Origin of the sequence: Brevibacillus brevis NBRC 100599, from assembly GCF_000010165.1 — a bacterium.
Lineage (GTDB): Bacteria > Bacillota > Bacilli > Brevibacillales > Brevibacillaceae > Brevibacillus > Brevibacillus brevis_D.
This window is the reverse complement of the sequence record NC_012491.1, coordinates 1,576,765-1,603,689: the sequence shown is the minus strand read 5'-3', so window position 1 is coordinate 1,603,689 and position 26,925 is coordinate 1,576,765. Positions and strand designations below refer to the sequence as shown.

The window sequence follows — 26,925 nt, the reverse complement described above, 5'->3', positions numbered from 1 at the left end:
ACTGCAAAATCTCTCCATACAGAAGGGATCTCATGATAAGCTTCGAAGGTTTCACATTACTCATTCTGCTGTTTATTTTGGCTCCTATCATAGGAGCTATTGCTTTATTGTTTCTGTTCATTTTCGAGAAGAGGATTGATCTGTTAGAAAACAAGAATCTGAAGATCGAGCTGGAAAAAGAGTTGCAGCAAGCGCTCTACAATCAATTGAATCAACAAATCCAGCCTCACTTCTTGTTTAATACGCTAAATGTCATTCTGAGTCTGGCGCGATTGAACCGAACGAAGGAACTGGTGAGAGCGCTCGAAGTCCTCTCCCAGTTTCTCAAATTCAAATACAAATCCACAGAGCCGTTGATTTCATTGGCGCGGGAGATTACGTACACGGAGCAATATTTGGAGATTCAAAAGCTGCGTTTCGGTGATCGGCTCCGAATTCAGCTAGATTGTGCAGATGATCTCTTGCAAGCATCTATTCCGCCATTCGTCTTGCAGACGATAGTGGAAAATGCATTTAAGCATGGATTGGAACGAAAAATGGGCGAAGCTATCTTAGACATCCGCATAAGCCGAAAAGATGACGATGTCCTGCTTACGGTCATCGACAACGGTTCTTCCGGACTCACAGCATTCCAGAATGAAAGTGAGATCGAAACTGAACAGCCACATGAGGAGAGCGGTCACGGGTTGGACAACATCCGCAGGCGGCTCCACCTTTGTTTTGGTGATCATGCACATCTGGAGCTTGCTCCGATATCTGAGGGAGGAACTCTTGTGTCTGTCAGGTGGCCCTGTACGTATGAACAAATCGATCTGAGGTGAGAAGATGAACGTACTACTCGTGGATGACGAACCGTTGGAGCTGGACCAACTCGAGTATTTGATTCAGCCCATGTTCCCCTTGTGGAAATTCTACAAGGCCGCAGATGGCAGCAGGGCCATGGCGATCAGCCAGAAGGTTCCTCTTCATCTCGCCTTTCTGGACATTAATCTTCCGGGGAAATCCGGGCTGGTGCTTGGCGAAGAGCTGAGAGCCCAGCACAAAGACATCGAGCTCATCATTGTAACGGCTTATCAAGATTTTCATTATGCCAAGCAATCGATCCGCCTCGGTGTCGTGGATTACATCACGAAGCCCGTCATTGAGAGCGAGCTGGTCGACATTCTGAAAAAATATCAGAAGAGCCCTGCCCTCTCTGCTTACACCCGAATTATTTCTGATGCGATGAACATCATTCATCAAAAATTCGCGGAGAAGCTGAATTTGGCTGATCTGGCCGCAGAGGTCCATATCAATCCGACGTATTTGAGCCGCCGTTTTCATGAAGAAGTAGGCGTCTCATTCTCTGAGTATTTAATGCAGTACCGCATTCAAATGTCGAAGAAGTTCCTGATCGCTCATCCTGATTGGAGCATATCGACGGTTGCGGAGCGGACTGGCTTCAACAGCCAACACTATTTCAGCACCATTTTTCGCAAGGTAGTGGGGAAAACCCCGAAAGAATACCGAGACAAGGGGAATGCATCTTGACCTACTTATCTTTTCGCGAATATGTGGTCGGTGCAGCAAAAATCGGCATCGGGCTTGGGGTCGTCTCGATCCTCGCCCGCTGGGTGACCGGAAACACGATATTCGGTTCACCGGAAGCACTCGTCAAATACGGGATATTTGGCGGGATCGGCTTCGCTTTGATGGGAGCATTTGCCCTCAGTATGTTTGGACTTCTTGGGCGAAAGGTCCGCCGTGAGTTATCAGAAGGGATGACCATCGGGGACTACATGCGGGACAAGCTGCATCCGTTTGGTTACTGGCTAATGATCATCATCCTTTTGATTACGACGATTGAAGCGATGTTCGTCCAGGGAATGGCTGGGGGCGTATTGCTGAACATCTTGTTTGGCTTCCCGATCCCGCTCGGCTTGCTCTGCTTTTTCGTATTTTGTGTGCTGTTTGCAGGCATCGGGGGAATCCGCTCGATCCATCGTTTTGCCATCGTGCAAATTGTCATTACGTTTGCTGCCGTCATCCTGATTCCCGTCTACTTTTTCGTCGGAAAAGGTGTCGAGCACGTCTATAACGGACTGCGCCTTTACCATCCTTACCTTCTGGTGCTCAACAACAACGAGGGTCTTTTTTTTATCATTACCGGGCTGTTGATCGGGTTTGGTCAAGTGTTTGTCGATCAGGCATCGTGGCAGCGGCTCTATATGATGGAAGAGAAAAAGATCGTCCCTACTTTTCTGGTGTCCGGACTCATTTTTGCCACCGTACCACTGGCGTTTTCCTCGCTAATCATCATCGTCCTTTTTACGGGCGGTTTTGATGATATTTACTCGCTGTTGTTTGATCTCGTACGCAAGATTGACACGATGATCTTACTTGTATTATTTGTTCTCTGTGCCTTTGGTGCGATCATGTCCGCTTTCGGGGCGGGGCTTCATTCCATGATCAGTCTGATGGTCAACAACGTCTATCAGCTGTTCCGCCCAGACGCTTCGGAACGGCAAAAAATCCGTTTGGGCTACATCCTTGCCATTGCCATCGGTGCGCTTTCGTATGGTTTGACGATCTACTTCCAGCCGACCTTGCTGGATTTGCTGTTCTTCTTTGGCATTATGTATGCCTCGCTGTTTTTGCCTGTCGTCGTCATCGTGTTGACGAAGGGCAAAGCACCTACTTTCATTTTGATCAGCGCAGTAATGGGATTCGTCGCAGGCTATAGCAGCCGGATGTACGTCGATCCGATGATGGCAATCTGGATTGCCTCCTTATGTACAGCTTTGGTCTTAACCGCCTACTTGTGCATGACCTGGCTATGGAAACGGTACATCCGAACGCCGGATCACACTCGCTGACCCACAGGAAGGAACGAATCCTATGCTACGCTCCTACTTGCTGCTCATTTTTTGCGTAACCGCTTGGGGTAGCAATTTCGTCTTCGGGAAAATGCTCGTCGCCGAGTTTTCTCCGCTCTTTTTATCGGCTATGCGTCTCTTGTTTATCGTGTTGTTTCTGCTCATCTGGTCCAGAGGGCGGCTGAAAATGCCAAAGCTCTCTCGTACGGACTGGCTCTTGCTCGCGGTATTGGGGGTAGTTGGCGTATTCATTAACCAGTGGTCCTTCTACAAAGGACTCGTTACAGCTGATCCGACCACCTCGGCCCTGATCCTGGCGCTGACGCCGATTACAACCGCTCTTTTGGCTGCCTTGTTCTTGAAAGAGTCGCTGACTGGTCGCATGGCAATCGGTTCGGTAATCGGTACATCCGGGGTTATATTCGTCATTTATACAGGGGCAGAGCTGCATTTTGATGTCGGTATCCTCTGGATTGTATTGACGATGCTGACGTTCGCTACCTCGATCATCCTCGTCAGGTTGTTGGGACATCGACTCCCTCCACTCGTGACGACGCTCGTATCCAATTTGATCGGCTTTGGATCGCTGCTGCCTTTTGTCCTGATCAGCATCCCTACGGCCATGGTAAGCACCAGCCTTTCATCCTGGCTTCTCTTGTTTGTCACCGGTGTCGTCATGCACGGCATTGTGACGTTAATCTGGAACAGCCAACTACAGAAGGTAGGCGCTGCCAAAGCCGCGATGTTTGCCAACCTGGAACCGTTTATTGCCATGCTTTTCGGCTTGTTATTGCTGGCAAAGCCTGTTACAGGCGTACAGTTTTTCGGTGCGATTCTCATCATCGCGGGCGTGACCTTGACCACAACCTCCAAGGAACCGCGTAAAAAGAAGAACCCCTCCTCGCTTTCATCCTGAGCAAAACAGCTCGCTGCACTTTTCATAGTAAAACAGTCGGAATTGTAGTTGAGAAGTACAATTTCATTGTTTTATACTAGAAGAAAGGCTGGCGATGTCTGTGCCGTTACATCGTGATAAGAGGAGGGACAGTCCATGTCTACCGTAAAGCTATCCCAGTGGGAAACGATGCTGTTAGAGGCAGCCCGTGCCCATGGATTCGTCGATGAAGAAATCATCCACAAGCTGAGAACAGGTGACCCTGCGCCTTTTTCGGACGTGGAGGGCGGCAAGTACGATTACACCCCTCTGTTTGAACTGTCCAAAAATGATCCCCTTACGCTGGAAGCTGCCATTCGCGAAGGCTACCAGATCAAGTTCACCACTTTTAACGGGATCAAGTTTTTGCTGAACAAACGTTACAACATCCAAGCGGAGCATGACTATCAAGTCGAGGAGACAGCGTTGCACCACGTTCGTTTACCAGACGATGCGTTGGCGTGGATGCGCAGGACAATCTCCCCTAACTGGCGAATTGTTGAACTAGAAAAGCTCGCAAACACCAAAGAAACGCTCGTCAGATTTGAACTGGCAGCATCGTAAATACGAAAGAGCACTTTCCTCAGGGGAGAGTGCTCTTTTTTCGAAATGCGGGGTATTGGAAGGAGAATCATGATGACAACGACAACGCAAACGTATATCCAACACATTCAAGCAATGTATCCAGAGTTGACCATCACTTCCGCCTACTTTAACGAGATGGGCCAAAACAATGATGTACTCATCGTCAATGACGCGTACGTGTTTCGTTTTCCGAAGTACACCGCCGGAATCGAGCAACTGAAGATGGAAACGAGCATTTTACGCACGGTAAGACCATATCTCTCCCTGCCGATTCCGGCTCCGATCTATTTGTCCTTTGCCGAGGAAGCACCTGGGCGAGTGTTTGCCGGATATCCGCTACTCGAAGGCGAGCCTTTTACCCGAGAAGCTTTTCAAGCAGCCTCGCGTCAAAACGCGGTACCGACTGTCGCTACCCAGCTGGCACAATTTCTTCATGAGCTGCACCAGCTCCCCGTCTCCTCCTTGCTCCCGGAGCTTATCTCTGACGATTTTGACATGGCCAAGCAGTTGACTGAGCTGTATGAACAGATTGCTTCGAAGTTGTTCCCTGCCATGCGTGAGCAAGCGAAAAGGGATGTAGCTGAGCGCTTTGAAGCATACCTGGCAGACCCTGCCCACTTTGATTTTCAGCCTTGCTTGACTCATGGAGATTTTGGCACAGGGAATATCTTGTACTCCCCGGCAAAACAACGCATCACTGGCATCATCGACTTTGGCGGCTCTGGTGTAGGCGATCCGGCATACGACCTCGCTGGACTATGTGCGAGCTACGGAGAAGCGTTTTTGCAGCATTTCAACCCGGTGTACCCCCAGCTTGAACAGGTGATGACAAGGATGAGATTTTACCGCAGTACATTTGCCTTGGAAGAAGCGCTGTTTGGTCTGACAAATGACGATGAGACAGCTTACCTAGCTGGCATGCGAGACTACCTCTAGCCTTTTACGGCACCTTGTGTGAGCCCTTCCACCAAGTACTTTTGGCAAAAGGCAAACAATAGCATCGTTGGGATGACTGACAGCACCGTAGCTGCCGACATCGCTCCCCATTCGATATCGTATTTTTTGATAAAGGCGTTCATCGCGACCGGAATCGTTTTGACCGACTCTTCATCAATGAACAGAACGGCCATAATCAGCTCGTTCCAGCATTGAACGAAGGCGAAAATAAACGTGGCCGCAATTCCGGGGAGCATGATCGGTACGATGACGCGAAACAAAGCGCTCAATCGAGAGCAGCCGTCCATCATCGCTGCTTCCTCCAAGGCATTGGGTATCCGTTGGAAAAAGCCAGACATGATAATCGTACAAAAGGGAATCAGCATGACTGTGTAGATGAGCATCAACGAAAACAGGCTGTTTAAGATGTGCATTTTGGACATCATCACGTACAACGGCGCCATGCCAATGAACATCGGAATCATTTGGGTGACGAGAAATCCAAACATCACCTGACGCTTTCCTTTAAACGAAAAGCGAGCCAACACGTAACCGCCGAGCATCGCGATGAACACGACCATAGCCGAAGCGACCAAGGAAACGAGAAAGCTGTTCCAGATGTACACCTGGAAGTGGGAAATCTGAAAGATCTCCAGATAATTGTTCAACGTCACCTGTTGTGGCCAATATTGAATCGGCAGCGAAAAGATTTCCTTTTGACCCTTGAGCGACGTAATGATAATCCAATACAGCGGGAAAATCGCGAACGCAAGAAACAAGGTCAAGACAATCGCTCTGCCAGTCCTCCACCCTAGATGTTCACGATGCATCAGAAGTCCCCTCCCTTCTCTACTTTGGTCGCTTTCACGTAGAAGATCGTGAATAACATCAAAATCACCACGATGATGACACCTACAGCCGAGGCTTGCCCGTAGTCTTGTCCAAAGATCACTTTATCGATCATGTAGGTAGCGAATATATGCGTGGAGCCTGCAGGAGCTCCATTTGTCATCGCGTAAATAATGTCCGGAAAGTTAAGAATCCAGATGACCCGCAATAGGATCGTCACCAGAATCGTAGGCATGATATACGGCAGTGTCACCCGCCAAAACTGCTGAATCCGCCCCGCTCCATCCATCGCCGCCGCTTCGTACAGCTCCTCTGGAATCGATTGCAGGGCAGCCAGAATCATGATGGCAAAAAACGCGACGCCATACCAAATATTCGCGATAATGACGGCAGCCATCGCCCAAGTTCCATCCGCCAAAAAGGAGATCGGCGCATCGATCAGTCCCGTTTTCAAGAGCAAATCGTTAATAACGCCAAACTGGGCATTGAACATCCACCGCCAAATCAGCCCAATCAGAAAGCCGGACATCGCCCACGGAAAAAAGAGAAATGCCTGATAAATCCCTCTCCCGCGAAATTTTTTTTGCATCATAAGGGCCAGCATGAAGCCAAACAGCAATTGAAAGACAAGGGAGAAAAACACCCAGTAAAAGCTGTTCATGGCAACACGCGGGAAGTCCGGGCTTGTCAGTACATTCACAAAATTGTCCAGCCCGATGAACTGAATATTCATCAAATCAAAAAGCGTGTAGTTCTGAAAAGACATGATGATTCCACGCACGAGTGGATAATACGTAAAGACCGAAACAAACAAAATGGCGGGTAACAGGCACAAAAATATAAAACGACCTTCTTTGGAAATCCGGAACGATTTCTTCCCTTCCGGCACAACCTGCTTCGTCATCATGACGATGGGTTTTTGTGTGTCCAAGCTACCATCCCCCCACGTCTACTTTCGCTCGGCTTTTTCTTTTGTCCAGTATTGATCCCATTTTTTCAACAGGTCCTCTGCGGTGAGCTGATCGAGCAAAAAGCTCTGAATATCTTTATCCGCCGTGCTTTGCCAGGCTCCCCAGCCTTTGTAGTCCACAGGACGTGAAACATCGAGGAACTTCGTCGGCTGCTGGCTCATCTCAATAAACGGCTGGAAGTAACCTGTCTTGTAAAATTCATCTTCGGCCGCGCTTTTCACGACAGGGATCGTGGAAGTCTTTTTCGCAAAATGAGTGCTCTGTTCAGGATCAGAGAGGAATGCAATCAGCTTCCACGCCTCTTCCTTGTGCTTCGAGTACGCAGTCATCCCCCATCCCGGTCCACCGACTACTTGTTGAGCAACACCCGAAGGACCAAGCGGAATCGGAGCGGTCGCCCACGTCCCTTCCTGCATCTTTTCCTTGGCTCCATCAATAACGTCAGGGTCTTGAATCAGCATGGCAGTCGAACCCGCTACAAAGCCCTGTACCATCTCCTGAAAGCCCCAGCTCACGGAATCTTTTGGAGAGCCTTCCTTGTAAAGCTGTTTGTAATACTGCATCGCTTCCAATGATTGCGGCGTGGAGAAGAGCGTGCGTCCATCCTTCATGAAAAAGGCAGAGTCAGGGTCGACCTCCGTCCCGTTGTAGGCCCACATCGTGATCAGCGCGTAATCCCACCCGGTCGCTCCTCCCCGGAAGCTGTACCCGTAGCGGTTTTTGGAAGGGTCCGTCAGCTTTTTGGCTGCGACCAAGAGCTCATCCCACGTCTTCGGCACCTCGATCCCTGCTTCCTTAAACCAATCCGTCCGATAATACAAGACGCGCTGGTACAGTCCATTCGGAATGTAATAAGGAGTCTTGTCCACCCAGGTGGCACGCCGTTTGGCGACGTCCGTCAGCTGATCGTAATTTTTCCATTTGTCTGTGTAGGGCTTCAAATTTTCAATAAAGCCGTTCATCGAAAACTGCTTGGCATTGAATTCACGAACTTCTAGTACGTCCAGCTCTTCTTTTGCCATCAGCATCTGTGTGATCTTCTGATCCGCTCCTTCGAATGGAGGTGAAATAAGATCGACTTTGATCCCCGGATTCTTCGCTTCAAACTGGGCTAGCATGTCTTTTAACAGCGCAGTTCGTTGCGGGCTAGTAATGCTCTCGACCATTTTTAGCGTGACGCCATTCGCACCTGACGGCGATGCTGAGTCAGGAGTGGCCGCCGGTTGACTACAGCCTACAAGCAATGCTGTCGCCATCGTTAATTGGAGCGCCACAGAAATCCAGGAACGAAATCCCATACACGAACCCCCTCATGTTCTTTTTATTGGACAGTTCGTATTATATTAAATATTCTGAATTATAAGTTTTAATATCTTTACCAGTTTTTTCGTTTTCTTTACTCTTTTTTCAGTGAGGCTTTCCCGACACTCTTTATTTGACTAACGGGAAAAAATACGTTAGCATTTTATATGCTATAGCATATAAATAAAGGGGTTTGGATTCTCTATGGAATTATTCAATCTGACCGGATTTCTTCTTCACCGTACAGATATGAAAATGACGAACTATTTTAAGAAAAGGTTAAAGCAATTGGAGATCACGCCAGAGCAATGGGGCATTCTTAGCATCATGGATGGAGAAAGAGCGATCACACAAAAGGATCTTTCGGATGCGATTGACCGCGATCAAACCACCGTCGTCAGAATGATTTACTCGCTTGAAAAAAAGGGAATCGTCATTCGTACATTAAATGACGCGGATCGACGCTCACATAATTTGTTACTGAGTGACAAAGGGATGGAGCTAAAATCAAAGCTTCTACCCGTCGTTACCGATGCGCATAACCATGTAACGCAAAACCTTACCGATGTAGAGATTGCGGAATTGCATGCTTTACTCGACAAACTCTATCAAGTCGTAAAAGATGAATAACTAGAGGTCAGATACTTTCTCTACCAAATACATGCTATAGCATACATTTAGTTTGATAATGAATAACGAAAGTGAGGAAGTCATCATGTTCCTAATCGTTTTTATAGCATACATTTAGTTTGATAATGAATAACGAAAGTGAGGAAGTCATCATGTTCCTAATCGTTTTGCAAGTCGTGGTAGCGATTTTCTTTATGTTTACAGGTACAAAAATTATTTCCGGTAAAATGGCGAATGAATTTGACCGCTTTGGACTCCCACCCATTTTTAACTTCTTAACTGGCTTTATCGAGATCATCAGTTCCATTGGCTTGATTATTGGAATATGGTTTTCGATCGCGGCATTATTATCTGGATTGCTTTTAGGCGTGACTATGTTGGTTGCTGCCTTCATCCTGCTTGTGATTGCTAGAGATCCTTTTCCAAAAGCAATACCGGCACTCGTTCTTTGCATTCTCTCCTTTTTCATCTCGACGTATCATTATTTAGCCTAGACAGAGGAATACCCATACAATCATAACAGCGGCGAGCCCAAGACTTCATGATCATGTCTTCGGTCGCCGCTGTTTCATTTATGGAGTCCGTCTAGAACTTGTCTTCGCTCCTACAGAGCATCCTCAGCCCCATGAGGACCGCCCATGCTTGCTGCTGTTTTTTGAAAAAGAAACGGAGCGGTTGACCGTTTTGTACATCGATCAGCGTATCGTGGCTACTGGCCCGTAACGCGTACTCCATGCCAGCTACTTCTGCTACAGGAGCATCCTCTCGAAGGAAGAGCCGCAATCTTCCGCCTTCTCCTGACGTGTACGTCCCGACGAGCTTCTCTAGCTCTTCTCTCGTTGGCGTATAGAGCGGGGCTTCGTCTTCTTTGTGTGTAAGCGGTAAACCAAGGGCAGCATTCACAGCAGCCAGCCAGACGCCCCGAATCGGCACATTTTCCAGATTGGAAAGAACGGTGACGACTAGCCCTTTTTCCGGAACGAATCCGAAGTTCGACGACACCCCGGGCTGACCGCCACCATGCTCAACTAGCGTTATTCCTGCATAACCAGGCGTTGTTTTGAGCGCGTAGCCATACCAGGTGTCTTTTGTCAGTCGATGAACTGGCTGCCACATGGCTCTAAGAGAGGCCCCATCTACTACCTGCTTCTCTTGATAGCGCCCGGCATTGACATAGAGCTGGCCGTATTTCAGCAAATCAACGACGCAGGAGCGGATGCCTCCCCCCACTTCATAGTTGCCAAGCATGGGCCACGACACCTTTTTCAGTTGCTGCTCCTCCCCTTTGACATAAGGGACGGAGACATCGGCAAAGCCAGCCACTTCTTCCAGGTTATAGGTCGAGCGATTCATTTCGAGCGGCGCTAGCAGGCGTTCTGTTACATAGGTACGGTAGCGCTGCCCAGTGACACGTTCGATAATAGCTCCCAGCAGGAGAAACATGTCGTTACTGTAACTGATATACTCACCCGGCATACCAAGGGGTTCAAATTGGACTTCGTTCAAATAGGCAATATGCTCAGGCAGTCTCGTCAGTTCTTCACGGCGTAGCAGCGGTGGAACACCTGAAGTATGAGAGAGCAAATGATGGATCGTGATTTTGTCCGTATGTATGTCTCCCTTTGCTTGTAGATCAGGCAAATAGTTGCGAATCGGTTCGTCAACAGACAGCTTGCCTTCTGCCACGAGCTGCATGATAGCGGCAGCCGTAAACGATTTGGTAACCGAAGCAATGCCGAAAATGGTCTCGGGTGTTACTGGCTGATTCGTCCCCAGATCGGTAACACCAAAGCCTTTTTGATAGATGGTCTCACCATCCCGAGAGATGCCAATGGAGAGCCCCGGCACCTTTTCCTTCTGCATGAACTGTTGCACAAATGCTTCCAGAGCTGAAACGCTTGCGTGGTCCATTCCATTCCCCTGCCTTTGGTTGAAAGATTCTAGCTAGCAAAAAGAGTGTTCCAAAAGTCATTCGACCTCTTCCCATTCAAAGGAATGGGCCAACACATCGATACATGAGTCATGCGCGCATAATACCCAATGCTTGACTCTAGGGGACGTAAAGCCAAATGCTTCTTTTACTGTAAAATCCCGATTTCATCAAATGTCATCCCAAGATAGCTGTACTTTACATGCACTCTGTCTATTGCTTCATGATGAACGACACTTAGTCCATAAATTTCATCGTTTTTCGTAGCAGTACCCTCATCCATTTTTTTAAAATAAGCAGAAGGAGATGTGCCAGCTTTTATCGCTACGTCCTCTAGATTCTGAAATCCATACGGCTTGGAGCCCGGATTATCAAAATCATCCGTTATGATGAACCCTTGTAAAGCATTACTAACCTGTACTTTTGTTTTTGATGGTGTTTCATCGTTATTCACTGAAACATCTATGATTTTCACTTCACCAAAGCCCTTATTACCCATGCCCACAACAACAGATTTATGATCTTCGCTTGAAGCACGGGTGCCAATATCCAATGGCGGATTACCTTTTACAAGGGAATAAAAACCTCCCACAACGATTGCTAGAAGTAGTATAGAAACCCACAATCTTTTCTTCAATTTTCCCATCCTTACTCGTTGTTTTTTCCAGTGCTATTGAAAATGATATTTTGGTAAATTCCAGTAGAAACAGCCGATATCCTGCACGTAAGGCAGAGAATCGGCTGTCAGTTCCCTTACGAATTATGATTGAACAAACGCCATCAGCTTCTTATTAAAGTCATCCGCCTGACATATCGGCAAGCCGTGTCCACTGTTATCAAACGAAAACAGCTTCGACCCTTTGATTTGCTGCTGGGTGAGCTCGGCGCTTTTGAATGGAATCAATTGATCGTGAATCCCATGAAAAATTCCGGTCGGCACGCGGATTTGACCCAAGTCATTAATTACATTCTCTTTCACTGCTGCTTGCATGATTTTGATGAGCGCATAGGAAGCGGAATCCAGCCCCATTTTGACAAACCACTGGAGCATAGCAGTCCCTAAATTTCGATTGAAAAACTGCAAGGAAACTGTGTTTAATAACTCAGGCAAATTGGCGTACATCTGACTGATCAGCCCGTCCGCTTGCTCCTTCGAGACGCCGTATGGAGAACCCGGCATTTTCACAAAGGAAGGAGAAACCGCATCCACTAACGCTAGCTTGGAAATATGCCGCCCCTCATAACGAGACATATACCGAATCGAAATGGCTCCGCCCACCGAGAAGCCTAGCAAGACAGCATCCCTAATCTGTAATGCTTCCAAAACGACAAAGATGTCATCTGCCAAGCGATCATACGTATACCCGCTCCATGGTTTGTCCGATTGGCCGTTGCCGCGTATGTCCATGGCAACACAGCGGAAACCGTGCTGGGGAAGTACGTTGAATTGGTAGGAAAACATGTTATGGTTTAGCGGCCAGCCGTGAACGAAAAAAATCGTTTTGCTATTCGGGCCAGGATTGAGGTCTTCAACGAAAACCGTGACACCCTTTTCGACTTCAATGTACATAACCCTACCTCCTGTATCACACCATGCACCTCTTTACACTCAAGGTATGTCACCAGTTGTAGGGTTATGTTCCTACTGTCCTAAGCCCTGACTTGGATACGCATGAACGATGCGTCCTTTTCTTCCCGTGGTCGTGACTGCTTGTGCAAGGGAATGGTAGATGGCTTCTTCTGTCGCTTCTGCCGCAGCAGCAAACAGTTCGTTCATGATCGGATGATCCTCGCGTAGCTGCACGCGCGTTTCCGTAATGGTTGTTGTCTGATGGGGGATTTTTTGTGCTGTGGAAAAAGCGATGACGATGTCGCCGCTTCCATGCCCAAAATGGCTGCCCGTTCGTCCCAAGCCAATTCCTGCGCGCTTTGCTACCCGAAGCAGTTGTCGATCGCTGAGCGGCGCATCTGTCGCCAGTACGATGATAATGGAGCCATCCTCGGACTTCTCTACTGCGTTTTCATAGCTTTTGCAGCTTGTGAACAGATTTGCTCCCAAGAAATCATTTTTGTTGCCAAAGTTGCTGAGTACCAAACTCCCCAATGTATAGGTATGCCCCTCAGCCACTACGATACGAGAAGACGAGCCGATACCACCTTTATAGCCAAAGGCAATCATCCCCGTCCCTGCCCCGACAGCTCCTTCTTCTACGGCTTGGTCCGTTGCGTTCTGAATCGCTTCTCTAGCATCTTCCGGGCGCACGACACAGCGGCGAATGGAATTGAGATGACCATCGTTGCATTCGCCCACGACAATGTTGATCGTCCCGGTCGTGTCCCCGATCTCTTCATTCGTATCCAGCATGTATTGCAGAGTCCCTTGTGTAACCGCAGGGACGGAAAACGTATTGGTGAGCATGATCGGCGATTCCAGCACCCCCAGCTCATTTACTTGCACGAGTCCCGTCGTTTTGCCGAAGCCGTTGATCACATAGCTGGCTGCGGTTACCTTTTCCCGAAACAAGCTGCCGCCATGTGGCAAAATGGCTGTCACTCCTGTACATGCATAGTCGTCGTTGTCCAGCTCATGCTGGATCGTCACATGTCCAACTCGGACTCCGGCTACATCCGTAATGTCATTTTTCTCACCAACCGGCAGTCTACTAATTGTCGCACTAAGCTGCCGCATTTTTTTCGTCATACATTCCATTCCTTTCGTGCATCTATGCCGATTGCTTACACGGGACGATTGCGCAGAAAGTTCTCATAGGCAAACCCGCGCACTTCTTCTTCCTTATAATGCTTGAGCAGCTCGTTGATCAGGTTTTGGCTCTGCCCCGCATGCTCCAAGCCCACGACCTTTGCGGTAATGCCGTCAAAGTCAGAGCCGAGCCCGATATGACGCACGCCACCGAGTGAACAAAAATGCTCGATGTGCTTAATTAGATCATCTATCGTGGTTGGTGTCGTTTCATTGATAAACTGGGTGCAGTAAACGACATGTACATTCGCGCCTTTGGCAAATAACGCTTTTGCCTGTTCATCCGTCAGATTGCGTGGATGGTCGCAGATCGCTCGTGCATTTGAATGACTCGCGATCGGATATGTAGCCAGCTCAATCGTATCCCAGAAGCTGCCCTCTCCTAGATGCGAGACGTCCGTCAACATTTTATGCTCATTGTGGAACTGAATGATTTCCTTGCCAAAGGTCGTCAGTCCGGCATTCCTTGGTTCCAGCGCACCATCCGCAGCGAGATTTGCGAAGTTCCAGGTGAGGCCCACAGAGCGAACCCCTAGCTGATAAAAAATGTGCAGCTTCTTCAAATCGTTACCGATTGGCTCTACCCCTTCCAACGTCAGCAACGCTCCGATCTCTCCCTCTTGCAAACGGTCGAGATCGCTCCAATCACGGATCTGTTTCATTTCTGGATGTTTTCCGAGAACCTCTGTATAAAAGTAATGAATTTGATCCAAAGCTTTTTGAAAACGTTGCTCCGTGGACAATTCAGGTGATGTCCAGATCGCATAGCACTGTAGCTTCACCCCGCCATCGTGTAGCCGTTTCCTGTTGACGTCCAGCTCGTCCGCATCTGCAAAGGACAGAGCCCCATTTTTCTCCCAAATTTTCAGAAGTGCATCACAGTGTAAATCGATAATCGGCATTCTCGCCATTTTCATCCATCCCTTGGGCTATTTTCTTTTGATAACTCTACCTATTCTGCTAATTTTACGTTAATGTAATTTTATAAGCGATTCCAATTAAAATTTGCAATAGGCCACTTTAAAAATTCACATAATGGAGCCACTACTTATGAATATGGAGCAAATGGAAGCATTCATCTTTGTCGCCCTGACCGGGAGCTTCAGCAAAACGGCTGATTTGCTCTATCTGTCACAGCCCACGGTCAGCATGCGAATCAAGGCACTCGAAACGACTATGGGCTGTAAGCTGTTTCAACGTACGGGTCATACGATTTCTCTTACAAAGGAAGGCGATCTGTTCCTTCCTTATGCCAAAAACATCATGCATATGCTACAAGAGGGACAGCAAGCCATTCAGCGATCGCAAGGCGATGTAGAGGGAGAATTGACCATCTCCACCGTTTTTGTCTCCGCCTTTTACATTTTGCCTGACCTCGTCCAGCAGTTCCAGCAATTGTACCCCAAAATCAAGCTGACGATCCTCACCGGACATTCTCATCAGGTGCTGGATATGGTTCTAAACCATGAGGTGTCGTTTGGAATTGCTCGTGCCGTTACCCATCCACAGATTAACCGGATTCAACTGATGCCGGATGACATGGTCTTAGCGATTTATCCTGACCATCCGTTTGGATTCCGCCACCAGGTTTCCATTGAAGAAGTCGCACGTGAACGATTGATCTTGTTCAATCGGGGCTCGCTCGACTGGAAGCTGATCAACAATGCATTCAGCCATTTTCAGCTACAAAACAACGTCATCATGGAGGCTGACAATATCGAGGTCGTGAAGCGAATGGTCAAACAACGGCTGGGCATCGCCTTTTTGCCTCGGTTTGCCATCTCCAAAGACTTGGACGAAGGGGAACTCCAGGAAGTAGACGTCTTGAATCTGCCGCAAATCAACCGGAACTTCGAGCTGATTTACCTCAAGGATACACCTGTTCACGGGATTATGCGTACGTTTATCGACTTTTTGATGCAGTGCAAAGCTTTGCAGCAGTAGGAATGGCCATCGGTTTACCCCCTAAAAAAGCTTCACATCTGAACCAATGGAGTTGGTTGATGCGAAGCTTTTTTAAGGAGGCGCTGCGTCTCTCTCATGCTTTTTTCCGTGCTCGCAATTTTGTACGAATGATGATCTCCGCCGTCACGACAAGTCCTATCAGGGCGGCATATACACCGATTGTGTAGCTGAGCTCATACGGCAAGCCTACCACCTTCTCTACGATCAGCTTCATGAGATGAATCAGCATGTTGGTAAATAAGAAGACGAAACTCCGGACCATCCATTCCTTATGCTTCATGACTTGGCGCTTTTTAATTTTGACGAGCGCCGTAATAGTGATTGCCGGCCAGATAATGTTCAACAGGTGGAAGGGCCAACTCGCCACTTTTCCGCCCGTTACATAAGGAGCCATATACCCCGATGTGACTACCACAACCAACACACTAAAAAGATAAACATAACCTGTTACTTTATGTAGCTTGCGCTTCTGGGCGAGTAGCTTGTCCGAAAAGTTAGCCACCCCACAGATTAGGGCAATCAGGGCGAAAAACAAATGGACGTACATGACCGTAAGCCAGATCGATGTGTTCATTCGCTCTTTGTTGAAATCAGACTTGTGACTGAGAAAGCCTTTTGCTTCTGGATCGATGATAAAGTTTTGCACGAGTGCATACGTGATCGCTATACAGGCGACGAAAATGACCATCGAATACGGTTTGATACGGTTCATCCTGTCACACAACCCTTTGTTCGATTTTTTGATACCGAACGGTTCGGTCTCTTTTTCATTTTACATGATTGCCTTCTTTCGTACACGAGAGAAATGTTACAATAACTTGGACGAATACAGACCGTTTTGGCCGAATGAAAGGACTATCGCGATGCGAAAAGGAGAAAAAACAAAGCTGTATATTATCCAGAAGTCAGCAGAGCTATTTAATCAATACGGATATACAGGAACCTCCATGCAAGACATCATGGATGCCACGGGACTTACAAAAGGTGCCCTCTACAGAGCTTTTGCCAGTAAAGATGAAATTGCCATAGAGGCCTTCAAATATGCGGGAGAAGTATTGAATGAACATTTTGCCGCTGTATTGGAAAAACAGGACACAGCTACTGCAAAACTCGTAGCCATGGCAAAGGTGTATTCTGATGCGGTAAACAATCCCCCGCTCCAAGGTGGCTGTCCGCTTCTCAACACAGCCATCGAAAGTGACCATTCGTTCCCTGTTCTTCGCGATTATGCCGTTGCCGCTTACCAAGAGACCATTTCGTTCATGCAGGGATTGCTGGAAGAAGGAATCTCCCAGGGAGAATTTCGTTCCGAAATGGACGCAGAAGCAGTCGCTTCGGTTATCTTCTCTTCCATTGAAGGAGCCATCATGGCAAGCAGACTCACACACGATAACAAGCATGTCCATTTTGCCAGCAAGCATATTGAGCAGCTTTTACAGTCATACCGGCCCTAGCAAAAAGAAAAGAGCAGTCGCGCAGGATGTGCTACCCCTGCCTACCTGCTCTTTTTTCGTGGACTTTTCCTGCTACTTTCTATTTGATGTAGTGTACTTTTTCATGTCCGAGCAATGCTTCCAGCACTTGCTGTACTTTCACGCCTGTTTCAAATGTAACCAGTCGGGCATCGCCACCGTTCATCGCAATAGACAGCTCATCCAACAACAGGGAGAGACGGTCTTGCTGCGGAACCTCAGCCGGAACGAGCGCTTCGCCGTGTCCACCCACAAACAGATTGCTCCAGTTCACGACACTCAGCGTTCCTTTTGACCCGTACACGCGATAATCCAAATGCTCCTCATGCGCGATACCCGCCAAGCCATTGATCGTAACCGGGGTACCATCTGTCAGATGCAGAATGGCCGATACACCTGTCTCACATAGCGCAGGATCTGCTGGATAGTCTACCTCTGAGTGGACTACATGCAGGTCTCCGAAGAGCTCGTAAGTCAGGTGAGTGAAATGAGGCAGCACTTCACGGATGAAACCGCCTTGCTCACGACCAGCCAGCCAAGGTGTTTGCTGCCATGGACGCGGCCACTGGTGAAAATGCGTCAGGATATCGATACGGCGGACATCTCCGATTGCTTCGAGTCTGCGGGTTAGTTCAGGAAAAACACTTTGATAGTAGAGCGGGAAGTTCATCGCATGGACAACCCCTGCGTTATTTGCTGCTTCCAACATTTCTTGCGCTTCTGTCAAGGAATTAGCCAACGGCTTTTCACAGAGCAAATGCTTTTTGTGTGCCAGCACATCCAGGGCAATCACATGATGGAATTTCGGAGGAACTGCCAAATAGATGACGTCCAGCTCTACCTTTTTCAATAATTCCTTATAATTTGTGTACCAAGGCACATCGCCGGACTTTTGCGCGGCTTCCTGTGCTCTTTCCGCTGATACATCACTCACTGCAGCTACTCGAAATTTTTCGTGGGTACGGATCGCGTTCATCATGCGTTCGCCCATGACGCCTGCACCAATCACCCCAACGTTCCATTTCACTTGATCCATCTGCCTTTCCTCGCTTCCTGATGAATGTTCGTCTTCGTGCCTCTACCCCTTTCTCCATTGATTTGAACATTCCTTCTGAAAAGCTCAGATTGTCAGCTGCTGCTGTGCTTCCTTTTTTACCCGATGTGCAAGCCTAAAGTTTTGTCTCCGATCGAAACGGTTTCCCTATCTGCTATTTTCGCAAAAGACACATCTGAAACGAGTACGCTCCCACGCAAAACATGATCAAAGCGCTCTAATGCTGCTCGTAGCTCATCGTCCACATCCAAGGTGAGCTGGACACGTTTATCGATAGGCAAATCCAGCTTTTTGCGTGCATCCTGAATGACACGGATGACCTCACGAACCAAGCCTTCTTGCTCAAGCTCTTCTGTGAGTGTCGTATTCAAGGCCACGTGAAGCTGATAGCCGGATGCAGAAGCGAAGCCTTGCTTCCCTTGCTTTTCCACAAGCAGCTCATCTAGCGTAAGCCGCACCCTCTCGCCTGCGACCTCCACATCCAAGTAGCCATTGTCCACTGCCTTCTGTGCATCGGCTGCTTCCAATTCTTTTAAATACCCTTGGATTGGCCCAACGAGCTGGCCATATTTTTTCCCGGCTACCTTCAGGTTGAGCTTGAAATGATACGTCACAAAGCTGCTGTCGCTTTGCTCTACCCGAATGTTTTTGACATTGATCTCGTCTTCGATGATGCTAGCAAATCGCTCGAGGTTAAATGGCTGCTCCATCGTTACGATCAGCTCGGACAGAGGCTGTCTGGTCTTGAGTCCGGTTTCGTTGCGGACATTTCGCGCCAGCTCCACGATGTTTCGAGCCGTTTCCATGTCCCGCTCAAGGGTTTCGTCGATTGCTTCTGTGTTCACTTTCGGATAGTCAGTCAAATGAACGCTGCCTTCTCCCCCCAGATTGCCATACAAATCTTCTGCGATCAGCGGCGCGTATGGTGCGATCATCTTCGCCAGCGTCAGCAACACTTCTCGCAGGGTCTGGTAAGCAGATACTTTGTCAGGCGTCATCCCGCTGCTCCAGAAACGATCCCGCGAACGACGGATGTACCAGTTGCTTAACTCGTCGACGAACGCTTCGATATGCCCCGCCGGATTCATGAAATCGTAGGTTTCCAGACCTTTTACCACGTGCTGCAAGGTGGTATTCAAGCGGGAAAATATCCAACGATCCAGCTTGTTCACAGGTGGTTGTGTTGGATGCTCTTCTGGCTTGAATGCATCGATCAAGCCGTATAACGAATAAAAATCATGCGTGCTATGGATCTTATCGATCACTTTGTACTTCGCCTCGGCGACGATCCGCTTGGAGAAGCGCTTACTGCTCCACGGCGCACTGTCAGACAAAAGCGCCCAACGGAACGCATCTGCACCGAACTCCTCGATTACCTCCCACGGATCGATCCCGTTTCCTTTGCTTTTAGACATCTTCTGACCGTGTTCATCCAAAACGTGACCGGTAGAGATGACCGCCTTGTAGGGTGCTTTTCCGTTATACAGGGTAGAGACTGCCAACAAGCTGAAGAACCAGCCCCGCGTCTGATCGATTCCTTCCGAAATGATGTCGGCTGGGTACTGCTCCTCGAACACCTTTTCGTCTCCGAATGGATGATGGTATTGAGCAAACGGCATCGAACCACTGTCGAACCACACATCGATGACCTCAGGAGTCCGCTCCATCGTACCGCCGCAAGAGCAGCGCAGCTTCACCTCATCCACAAACGGCTTATGCAGCTCCAGCTTCTCGTCGATTGGTGCCACAGATTTCTCACGCAACTCTTTTACACTGCCTGGCGCATATTCGCTGCCACAATCCTGACAAAGCCATAAATTGAGCGGCGTTCCCCAATACCGGTTGCGGCTAATATTCCAGTCTACAAGCTCTTCGAGGAATTTCCCGAAGCGCCCTTCGCGCAAGTGGCCCGGATACCAGTCGATCTTGCTATTGTTTTCGATCAGCTGATCCTTGATCGCTGTCGTTTTGATGAACCAGCTCTCCATCGCATAGTAGAGCAGTGGCGATTTGCAGCGCCAGCAGAACGGATAGCTATGCTCGTAGCGTTCCTTGGAAAACAGCAGACCGCGATGTGACAAGTCTTTAACGATATCGACGTCGCAATCCTTCACGAACCGACCTGCGAAATCTGAGATTTGATCCGTATAACGACCAGCCAAATTCACGACGTTCACGAAATCAAGTCCATGCTGACGGGTCGTGCGATAGTCATCCTCCCCATGCGCTGGCGCAGTATGCACGATACCCGTTCCGCTCGTATCACTGACATAGTCCGCATCGACGACGATATGCCCATGGTTTACCTTGATATAGCCAAAAGGCGGCTCATACGGGGTACCGACCAATTCTGCGCCTTTGTGCGTGGTCAAAACCTCGTAGTCTTCCTTGAAGACTTTCTCCGCGAGATTTTTTGCTACGACGTACACTTCATCCTTGTGCTTCACCCGCACGTAATCGAGCTCTTTGTTTACAGCCAAAGCCACGTTGGCTGGAAGTGTCCATGGCGTTGTCGTCCACGCGAGGAAGTAGTCATCGCTTGTCTTGCTTTTGAATTTGACCGTTGCACTCAAGTCCTTCACGTCTTCATAGCCTTGCGCCACTTCATGGGAGCTGAGCGTCGTCTGGCAATCCGGGCAATACGGACTGACACGATGCCCTTTGTACAGCAGTTCTTTTTTATGAATGTCAGAAAGAATGTGCCAGACGCTTTCGATGTAATCGTTGGTCAGCGTCACATATGGATGCTCCATATCCGTCCAATAGGCGATGCCTTCCGTCAGCTCACGCCATTGCTTTTCGTACTCGAATACGCTGTTTTTGCACTCCTCGACAAACTTGGCCACCCCGTAGTTTTCGATCTCCTGCTTGCCGGAAATGCCAAGTCGCTTTTCCACCCCAAGCTCTACCGGAAGACCATGTGTATCCCAGCCTGCTTTGCGGACGACACGGTAGCCGGACATCGTTTTGTAGCGCCCGATAAAATCCTTGATGACCCGTCCGAGCACGTGACCGATATGCGGCTGTCCGTTGGCGGTCGGAGGACCTTCATAAAAGACGAAGTTTGGCATTCCCAGCCGATTGTCCATTGACTTGCGGAATGTATCGTTTTTCCTCCACTGTTCCAAAACACGTAACTCTCGTGCCCTTGCTTTTTCTTTTACGTCTACTTTCCTCATCATGTACACTCCCTCTTCTGTAGTTTGCGTAGAAGTGTAGGTTCATAGAACGCAAAAAAATCCCGCCCCCTAAGGGACGAGATTTGATCTCGCGATACCACCCTTGTTCCGAAATCTTCATGCAAGCATGTCATTTCGGCACCTCTACTACGTACCATCATACGCGTCCCTTGTAACGGTGGGATTCCGGGTCAGCTTACTCCAAATGCTTCAGCTTTCCTTCTCGGAGAGGATTTTCGGCTAAGTCTTGAACGTTGGCTTTCAGCACTAGGGCCAACTCTCTGGGGAACAAGGGGATTAGCTTACTCTTTCTCGTCAATGAATTTGTTGGTGTTATTTTTATTACTTTACTTTTTACACGGTTTTCTAAAAACTGTCAAGGGTTAGGCCACGACGCGCTTCACGCTGCGACGGCTTTCCACCTGCGACAAGAACAAGCTAAGAACCAGGATAATCGCGCCGAACAAATACGGTGCGTTCAAATGCACCCCGTACAACGTACCTGCCACTGCTGGGCCAAAAATATTCCCCAGACTCATATACGCATTGTTCATCCCCGCTACGAAGCCCTGTTCATCCCCCGCACGCTTGGAGATCAGCGTGTTGATTGCTGGACGCATAATCGACGTCAGGGTAAAGAAGAGAACCGTCATAATCAGCATATACCAGAAGTTACCCGACAATAACATCATCACCATCGAAACAGCAGACAAGAAGAACGTCACGTTAATGAGTTTTTTCTCGCCAAAACGAGTAATGAGCTTGCCGATCAGCGCTGCCTGCACAATCGTACCGGCAAGTGCTCCCACTGTGATAATGATGGAAATATCACGTGGAGTATAAGCGAACTTTGCATCGACGAACAGCGGGAAGATAACTTCGAAGTTCGCCAAGCCAAACGTCATCGTAAAGACCAGTACCAGCATGATGAAGTACGACGATTGGAACGACTTGCCGAGTTGTAAGAAGATGTTTTCCTGTTTGTCTTTGGCGTTTCGTGACGCGAGCTGCTTCTCTTTCGGAAGAGATTCTGACAAGAAGAAGATGGAACCGAGTGTAGCTACCGCACCAACTGCCGCGGAAATGTAGAACGGCATGCGCAAGCCAAGCTCTGCCAAAAATCCGCCAATACCAGGTCCGATAACAAATCCGAGAGACATGGCGGCTCCGAGCATCCCCAGTCCTTTTCCACGTTTATCCTCGGTCGTAATGTCCGCTACATATGCCAGCATCGACGGAATCATCGCTGCTGCCCCGATCCCGCCGATCAGACGAGAAAGGTAGAGCACCCATGTCTGTTCAGCCAAGGCAAAAACCAGGTTGGAGATCGTAAACAGGACGAGTCCCATTACAATCATGATTTTACGACCGTACTTATCTGACCATTCCCCCGCAATCGGAGAAAAAAGAAATTGAGTCACACCAAAAGCCGCCACCAGGTATCCAGCCGTCTCCCCACCCGCGCCGAACTCTTTAAGAAACTCGGGCAAAATCGGAATAATCAAGCCAATTCCCAGCATGGCGATAAACATGTTAATCATCAGGAAGAGAATCGGTCGCTCACTATTCTCTTGTGCATTCATATTCATTTATCCAGTCCTATCCTTGTAGATTTTTCTCTTTAGCCTTGCAGCTTCGCTTTCACACTCTCAATCACCGTACGCCAAATGGCAGGGTCTGTTGAAATCTGTTGCTTAAAGTTGCGGTACAGCTCCTTTTGCTTTTCCTCAAAATCAGGAGCGTCAGCAGCCGGCAATCCAGCACGGGCAGTCGTAATCATTTCCTGAACTTCTTGAGAACGAGGTCCCCAAACTCTTGCCTCGTAGCCATCCTGGTCGAGGAAAATAAAGATCGGAATCGCACGTGCTGTGCCATTGGTCAAGTACTGATCCATCAGCTCGAGATTTTCGTCACGGATGAGAAAGCGCAATTCGATGTTGCTTTCCTCGGCAATTCGCTGAATGACAGGAACACATAAGGAAGCATCCCCACACCAGTCTGCGGTCAGGACGACCCCTTTCCAATTGCGTTGGGAGAGATCCTTCCAGACAGCCATATCCTCGTCAGTAAATGTGAGCTGATCGTACACACGGGACAGCTCTTCTTTATTGACGTTCATGCTTTCTTTGTACGCCGTAAAGCTCATTCCTTTTTCAAACCAACTGTTATGATTCACGACAGACATACTCCGTACTCCTCCTGTATAGTGAAAAATTATTGCTCCCAAATAGCAGAAGTTCCCAAGCGATTGCGAATGGAAGAGCTTCTTGTTTTGCGGGCTTCTTTCCCTGACTGTTTCATGGTGCTTGCCTTGGCAGTCAGGTCCATAAACCACTCTCTGTCTTTGGTTACGAGTGCGAGGTCGATCAAATCATGCATATGCTCTTCATCATCAAAAGAGCCTACTGGAATGCGATCCATCCACTGTCTCGGAATCACCACCAGCTTGCCGATCGTCTCTTCGTTGTCGCATTGAACCACATATACTTTCGCGGTACCTCGCAATGAATCATCTGTTTCGACGAAGCCTTGAATTAACTCGCCGAATTTGGTTTTACCTAATACCCATTCTCCGACTTCCAATAACTCATCTCGATTCATTCTGGTGCACCTCCTAATTGTAACGGAAATCATTACAGTTTCCATGTTAAAAATTTGTAAGGTTACTGTTGCGAACTCTCCTGACATCCATGACGGACTTTATCTAATACGGTTTGGATCGTGATTTGTTCCAAATATTTTGTAAAGTACATCTCTGCTTCGGTAAAAATCTGATCCATAACTCCGTGCATATTCGCAGAAACCTGACACGCTTCTTGCGGATCTCCCGAACACCAGTGCGGCTTCAGCGTACCATTCGAGATCGAACGATATATCTCGGCCAAGGTGACCTCATTCGGGTCGCACGCGAGGATATAACCGCCGCCAATTCCCTCTTTGGTCTTCACAAATTCGTTCTTACGCAGAATGCTCATGATTTTGCGAATTCTGGCTGGATTCGTACATACATTTTTTGCGATGAGCTCACTGCTTGCCATATGCTCCGGGATATGAGCCAACAAAGCCAAGCTGTGAACAGCAATGGTAAATTCACTATTCACGTCACAGACGGCCTCCTTGCGAAGAGTACTGTAATATTAATTCGTACAGTTACGAATGTCAACAATTGTGTGGGGGCAAACTTTTTTTAAAACTGGAGGTTTTCAATCTGCGGTGGTTGGGGGAAGCGAAGGCACATGTTTTCCAGTCGCCTTTTTCCTCACTGCGTTCGGGCGGTCTCCTTCCAAACATGTACCTTCGCTTTTCGGACAACAGTTGGTTCTGCGAGGCTATTTTCAAAAAAGCTTTTTAATAAAAAGGATTTCATCGCGGATTGGGATGCCATTGTCTGCGATAAGGGGGATTTCTGGTTTGATTTGCCGGGCCTTGTCCACAGCATGGATGTACAGCTCGTGAAACTGATAGCCTCTTTTTTGGTAAAAGCCCATGGCGTGCAGGTTATCGTTGGTGGTGATGAGCTTCATCCGGTGGCAGCCTTTTTCTTTGGCGGTCTGCTCTACTTGATTGAGAAGGGCGGTCCCGATTCCTTTGTTTTCGATCAAACTGTCCAAGGAAATAATTTCACATTCCTGATCTTCGAGCACATAAGAAATAAATCCGTTGATTGCACCCTCTTCCCCCATTACTGCGTAGCCGTCCAGCGCATCGCATTGGAAAACGCCACTGGAGATGACCATTTGCGGACTTCCCCAATGTTTGATAAAAAATTCAGTGATGACGTTTTTGTCCAGTTCACTTGTTGAAATCATCTGCATAGCATTCACCTCTCCAAAATGATAGAAAATAAGCCCTCGCTTTTGAGTCAGCAAGGGCTCCACATCGTTACGAACGCACATCCAGCAGTACTTTTCCCGTACTCGCCCTACTCTCTACCAACGCATGGGCACTTGCTGCTTCTTCCAATGCAAAATGCTTGCCGATCTTGATATCCAGCTGTCCATTCGCCAAATAGTCCAAAACTTGCTTGGCAGTATCCTGTAACAAGTGTGGACGCAGCTTGCGTGTCGTACCAAAGCTGAAGCCTAATACAGAGCGGCAGCTTGCGTGCAAATCGATTGTCTTGATCTGACCGATTTCACCGCTGGCATTGCCAAAATGGACGAGTCGGCCGTACCAAGCGAGGCACTCGAGACTACGCTCGCTCACCGTTCCAGAAATCGAGTCCAAAATCACATCGGCTCCCGCACCATCCGTCAGCGCGCGTACACTCTCCACAAAATCTTCGCGATCATTGCAAATCACATGGTCGGCACCAGCTGACAAGGCAATTTCCGCCTTTGCTTCATTACCGACTGTTCCGATGACACGACCTGCTCCGAGTAGCTTGGCTAATTGAATCGCCGTCGTCCCAATTCCGCCTGCCGCAGCGTGAATCAGTACAGTTTCCCCTTTGGCAATGCGGGCAACCTTCGCCAGTAGCTGGTACGAAGTAAATGACACGACTGGGCAAGCGGCTGCTGTTTCCGTGCTGATTTGATCTGGCAGTGCAAAAGTCAAACACTCTTCCGCCACGATATACTCGGCGTATGATCCGTTGGCCGGAAACGCAATGACTCGTTGTCCCACCTTCAGGCTTTGCACCTCTGCCCCTACCTGTTCGATCACGCCAGTCGCATCGAGTCCCGGGATAAACGGCAGCTTGGCAGCTCCCTTTTTTCCATACCTGGATTTGATATCGGCAAAATTGACACTGGTCATCTCGACGCGGATCAGGACTTGTGTAGATGACATGGTCGGCATCTCGACTTCCGCATATTTCATCGTCTCTGGCCCGCCTAATTCCGTTACCAGGATCGCTTTCATGAGAACCCTCCAGACAAGAGTAAAATGGAATGTTAGTTTTGCAGAATCGTCATGATCGCAGCTTTTTTCCCTGCGAACTCCTCGTCGGAAAGCACAGGCGTAAACGTAGCTCGCGGAATCTCCACCAATAGATCATGCCAGGATTTGCAGCCCTGATAAGCAGCGTCAATCGGAATTTCTACCGGTTGCTCTAATCGATACATCCGCACGAACAAAATGTGCAGCGGCTGTTTTTTCTTCCAATGCAAGCGCACATCTGCGAAATTTTCCGTCCAGATGTGGAAGGGCGATAGCGCGCGCAGCTTGGCTTCGTCCATCAGCTCTACATCGTCGGTTACTTCGGCAAAATATTCGATCGTCACGGTCTTCTTGTCCATTGTCCAGCCTTCGAGGGTCGCATCTAACAGATGTTGGTAGTCTGCCTTTACCATGTCGCGCTTCTGGTGCTCATAGGTCGGATACAAATAAAATTGATTGTTTTCCAAGCGGAATTCTCGTGTTTCTTCGTATAACCCACCCTTGCGGATCGTGATGATCTGCTCACCTTCTCCAAGCGCTTTGACGGCGACTGCCCATTCCTTCAAGCTAAGGGGGGATAGCGGCTGTACGATCGACTGCATGCAGCACGGCTCCCTTCTA

General features: G+C 48.5%; 28 protein-coding genes and 1 other annotated feature. Of the genes, 10 read left to right on the top strand and 18 right to left on the bottom strand.

Translation table 11 applies throughout. The annotated features are described in order from the left end of the window. The first annotated feature begins 32 nt into the window (after positions 1–32). The 6 genes from BBR47_RS08110 to BBR47_RS08085 all read left to right on the top strand — a co-directional run bounded on the left by BBR47_RS08110 (position 33) and on the right by BBR47_RS08085 (position 5,310). A complete protein-coding gene (locus tag BBR47_RS08110) occupies positions 33–821 on the top strand; it encodes a sensor histidine kinase (protein WP_012685282.1) in 789 nt (262 codons plus the stop codon). A 4-nt stretch (positions 822–825) separates the two neighbouring features. After that, positions 826–1,530, top strand: coding sequence for a response regulator transcription factor (locus BBR47_RS08105; RefSeq protein ID WP_012685281.1), 705 nt, complete (start codon positions 826–828; stop codon positions 1,528–1,530). Further along, positions 1,527–2,855, top strand: coding sequence for a sodium:solute symporter family transporter (locus BBR47_RS08100; protein ID WP_041749310.1), 1,329 nt, complete (start codon positions 1,527–1,529; stop codon positions 2,853–2,855). Before BBR47_RS08105 ends, BBR47_RS08100 begins: the two co-directional genes overlap by 4 nt. 22 nt (positions 2,856–2,877) lie before the next feature. Continuing rightward, positions 2,878–3,771: a DMT family transporter gene (locus BBR47_RS08095; RefSeq protein ID WP_012685279.1), complete on the top strand. Its 894-nt coding sequence runs from the start codon at positions 2,878–2,880 to the stop codon at positions 3,769–3,771. Between the two features lie 135 nt (positions 3,772–3,906). Beyond that, complete coding sequence (locus BBR47_RS08090) at positions 3,907–4,353, top strand: hypothetical protein (RefSeq protein ID WP_012685278.1); 447 nt, start codon at positions 3,907–3,909, stop codon at positions 4,351–4,353. A gap of 72 nt (positions 4,354–4,425) precedes the next feature. After that, positions 4,426–5,310 carry a phosphotransferase family protein gene (locus BBR47_RS08085; protein ID WP_012685277.1) on the top strand — a complete coding sequence of 295 codons (885 nt, stop codon included), beginning with the start codon at positions 4,426–4,428 and terminating at the stop codon, positions 5,308–5,310. On the opposite strand, the gene BBR47_RS08080 is transcribed toward BBR47_RS08085, so the two are convergent. From BBR47_RS08080 to BBR47_RS08070, 3 genes are read right to left on the bottom strand one after another with little or no spacing between them, the layout of a single operon-like run. Beyond that, positions 5,307–6,140, bottom strand: a complete 834-nt coding sequence (locus BBR47_RS08080) for a carbohydrate ABC transporter permease (protein ID WP_012685276.1) — start codon at positions 6,138–6,140, stop codon at positions 5,307–5,309. The genes BBR47_RS08085 and BBR47_RS08080 overlap by 4 nt on opposite strands. Further along, the gene (locus BBR47_RS08075) at positions 6,140–7,090 is read right to left on the bottom strand and encodes a carbohydrate ABC transporter permease (RefSeq protein ID WP_041749309.1); all 951 of its coding nucleotides are present in this window, start codon (positions 7,088–7,090) and stop codon (positions 6,140–6,142) included. Before BBR47_RS08075 ends, BBR47_RS08080 begins: the two co-directional genes overlap by 1 nt. Before the next feature lie 18 nt (positions 7,091–7,108). After that, positions 7,109–8,428, bottom strand: a complete 1,320-nt coding sequence (locus tag BBR47_RS08070) for an ABC transporter substrate-binding protein (protein ID WP_012685274.1) — start codon at positions 8,426–8,428, stop codon at positions 7,109–7,111. A 208-nt stretch (positions 8,429–8,636) separates the two neighbouring features. On the opposite strand from BBR47_RS08070, the gene BBR47_RS08065 reads away from it, so the two are divergent. Both BBR47_RS08065 and BBR47_RS08060 read left to right on the top strand, forming a co-directional pair. Further along, a complete protein-coding gene (locus tag BBR47_RS08065; protein ID WP_012685273.1) occupies positions 8,637–9,062 on the top strand; it encodes a MarR family winged helix-turn-helix transcriptional regulator in 426 nt (141 codons plus the stop codon). 152 nt (positions 9,063–9,214) lie between these two features. Then, positions 9,215–9,556, top strand: a complete 342-nt coding sequence (locus tag BBR47_RS08060; protein WP_012685272.1) for a DoxX family protein — start codon at positions 9,215–9,217, stop codon at positions 9,554–9,556. A gap of 91 nt (positions 9,557–9,647) precedes the next feature. Here BBR47_RS08060 and BBR47_RS08055 read toward each other — a convergent pair whose 3' ends face one another. From BBR47_RS08055 to BBR47_RS08035, 5 genes are all read right to left on the bottom strand, one after another. Continuing rightward, positions 9,648–10,973, bottom strand: a complete 1,326-nt coding sequence (locus BBR47_RS08055; RefSeq protein ID WP_012685271.1) for a serine hydrolase domain-containing protein — start codon at positions 10,971–10,973, stop codon at positions 9,648–9,650. Between the two features lie 167 nt (positions 10,974–11,140). After that, entirely contained in the window at positions 11,141–11,638 is a 498-nt protein-coding gene (locus BBR47_RS08050; RefSeq protein ID WP_012685270.1) for a hypothetical protein, read from the bottom strand. A 114-nt stretch (positions 11,639–11,752) separates the two neighbouring features. Next, positions 11,753–12,562 (bottom strand): alpha/beta fold hydrolase, encoded by an 810-nt coding sequence (locus tag BBR47_RS08045; protein ID WP_012685269.1) that lies wholly within the window; start codon positions 12,560–12,562, stop codon positions 11,753–11,755. Between the two features lie 72 nt (positions 12,563–12,634). Then, on the bottom strand, positions 12,635–13,693 hold the full coding sequence (locus BBR47_RS08040; RefSeq protein WP_012685268.1) for a P1 family peptidase: 1,059 nt from the start codon (positions 13,691–13,693) through the stop codon (positions 12,635–12,637). A 35-nt stretch (positions 13,694–13,728) separates the two neighbouring features. Continuing rightward, positions 13,729–14,664: a dipeptidase gene (locus BBR47_RS08035; protein WP_041749308.1), complete on the bottom strand. Its 936-nt coding sequence runs from the start codon at positions 14,662–14,664 to the stop codon at positions 13,729–13,731. Positions 14,665–14,803: 139 nt separating this feature from the next. Between BBR47_RS08035 and BBR47_RS08030 the strand changes: the two genes are divergently transcribed. Beyond that, positions 14,804–15,697: a LysR family transcriptional regulator gene (locus BBR47_RS08030; protein ID WP_012685266.1), complete on the top strand. Its 894-nt coding sequence runs from the start codon at positions 14,804–14,806 to the stop codon at positions 15,695–15,697. Positions 15,698–15,791: 94 nt separating this feature from the next. Here the strand turns inward: BBR47_RS08030 and BBR47_RS08025 are convergent, their stop codons facing one another. Further along, on the bottom strand, positions 15,792–16,430 hold the full coding sequence (locus BBR47_RS08025) for a DUF2306 domain-containing protein (protein ID WP_012685265.1): 639 nt from the start codon (positions 16,428–16,430) through the stop codon (positions 15,792–15,794). 151 nt (positions 16,431–16,581) lie between these two features. Here BBR47_RS08025 and BBR47_RS08020 point away from each other — a divergent pair, with 151 nt between their 5' ends. After that, positions 16,582–17,172 (top strand): TetR/AcrR family transcriptional regulator, encoded by a 591-nt coding sequence (locus BBR47_RS08020; RefSeq protein ID WP_012685264.1) that lies wholly within the window; start codon positions 16,582–16,584, stop codon positions 17,170–17,172. 79 nt (positions 17,173–17,251) lie between these two features. On the opposite strand, the gene BBR47_RS08015 is transcribed toward BBR47_RS08020, so the two are convergent. The 9 genes from BBR47_RS08015 to BBR47_RS07975 form a co-directional block, all read right to left on the bottom strand. Next, complete coding sequence (locus BBR47_RS08015; RefSeq protein ID WP_012685263.1) at positions 17,252–18,226, bottom strand: Gfo/Idh/MocA family protein; 975 nt, start codon at positions 18,224–18,226, stop codon at positions 17,252–17,254. Between the two features lie 116 nt (positions 18,227–18,342). Next, a complete protein-coding gene (gene ileS / locus BBR47_RS08010) occupies positions 18,343–21,423 on the bottom strand; it encodes an isoleucine--tRNA ligase (protein WP_012685262.1) in 3,081 nt (1,026 codons plus the stop codon). A gap of 69 nt (positions 21,424–21,492) precedes the next feature. After that, positions 21,493–21,751, bottom strand: a binding site (T-box leader). 55 nt (positions 21,752–21,806) lie between these two features. Then, positions 21,807–23,012 (bottom strand): MFS transporter, encoded by a 1,206-nt coding sequence (locus BBR47_RS08005; RefSeq protein WP_012685261.1) that lies wholly within the window; start codon positions 23,010–23,012, stop codon positions 21,807–21,809. A 32-nt stretch (positions 23,013–23,044) separates the two neighbouring features. Continuing rightward, positions 23,045–23,608, bottom strand: a complete 564-nt coding sequence (locus tag BBR47_RS08000) for a thioredoxin family protein (protein WP_012685260.1) — start codon at positions 23,606–23,608, stop codon at positions 23,045–23,047. A gap of 29 nt (positions 23,609–23,637) precedes the next feature. Then, a complete protein-coding gene (locus BBR47_RS07995; protein ID WP_012685259.1) occupies positions 23,638–24,024 on the bottom strand; it encodes an IDEAL domain-containing protein in 387 nt (128 codons plus the stop codon). 62 nt (positions 24,025–24,086) lie between these two features. Beyond that, entirely contained in the window at positions 24,087–24,524 is a 438-nt protein-coding gene (locus BBR47_RS07990; RefSeq protein ID WP_012685258.1) for an RrF2 family transcriptional regulator, read from the bottom strand. A 234-nt stretch (positions 24,525–24,758) separates the two neighbouring features. Then, complete coding sequence (locus tag BBR47_RS07985) at positions 24,759–25,238, bottom strand: GNAT family N-acetyltransferase (protein WP_012685257.1); 480 nt, start codon at positions 25,236–25,238, stop codon at positions 24,759–24,761. A gap of 67 nt (positions 25,239–25,305) precedes the next feature. Continuing rightward, the gene (locus BBR47_RS07980) at positions 25,306–26,286 is read right to left on the bottom strand and encodes a quinone oxidoreductase family protein (RefSeq protein ID WP_012685256.1); all 981 of its coding nucleotides are present in this window, start codon (positions 26,284–26,286) and stop codon (positions 25,306–25,308) included. Positions 26,287–26,318: 32 nt separating this feature from the next. Then, positions 26,319–26,906, bottom strand: a complete 588-nt coding sequence (locus tag BBR47_RS07975) for a DUF1802 family protein (RefSeq protein WP_012685255.1) — start codon at positions 26,904–26,906, stop codon at positions 26,319–26,321. Between the last annotated feature and the right edge of the window lie 19 nt (positions 26,907–26,925).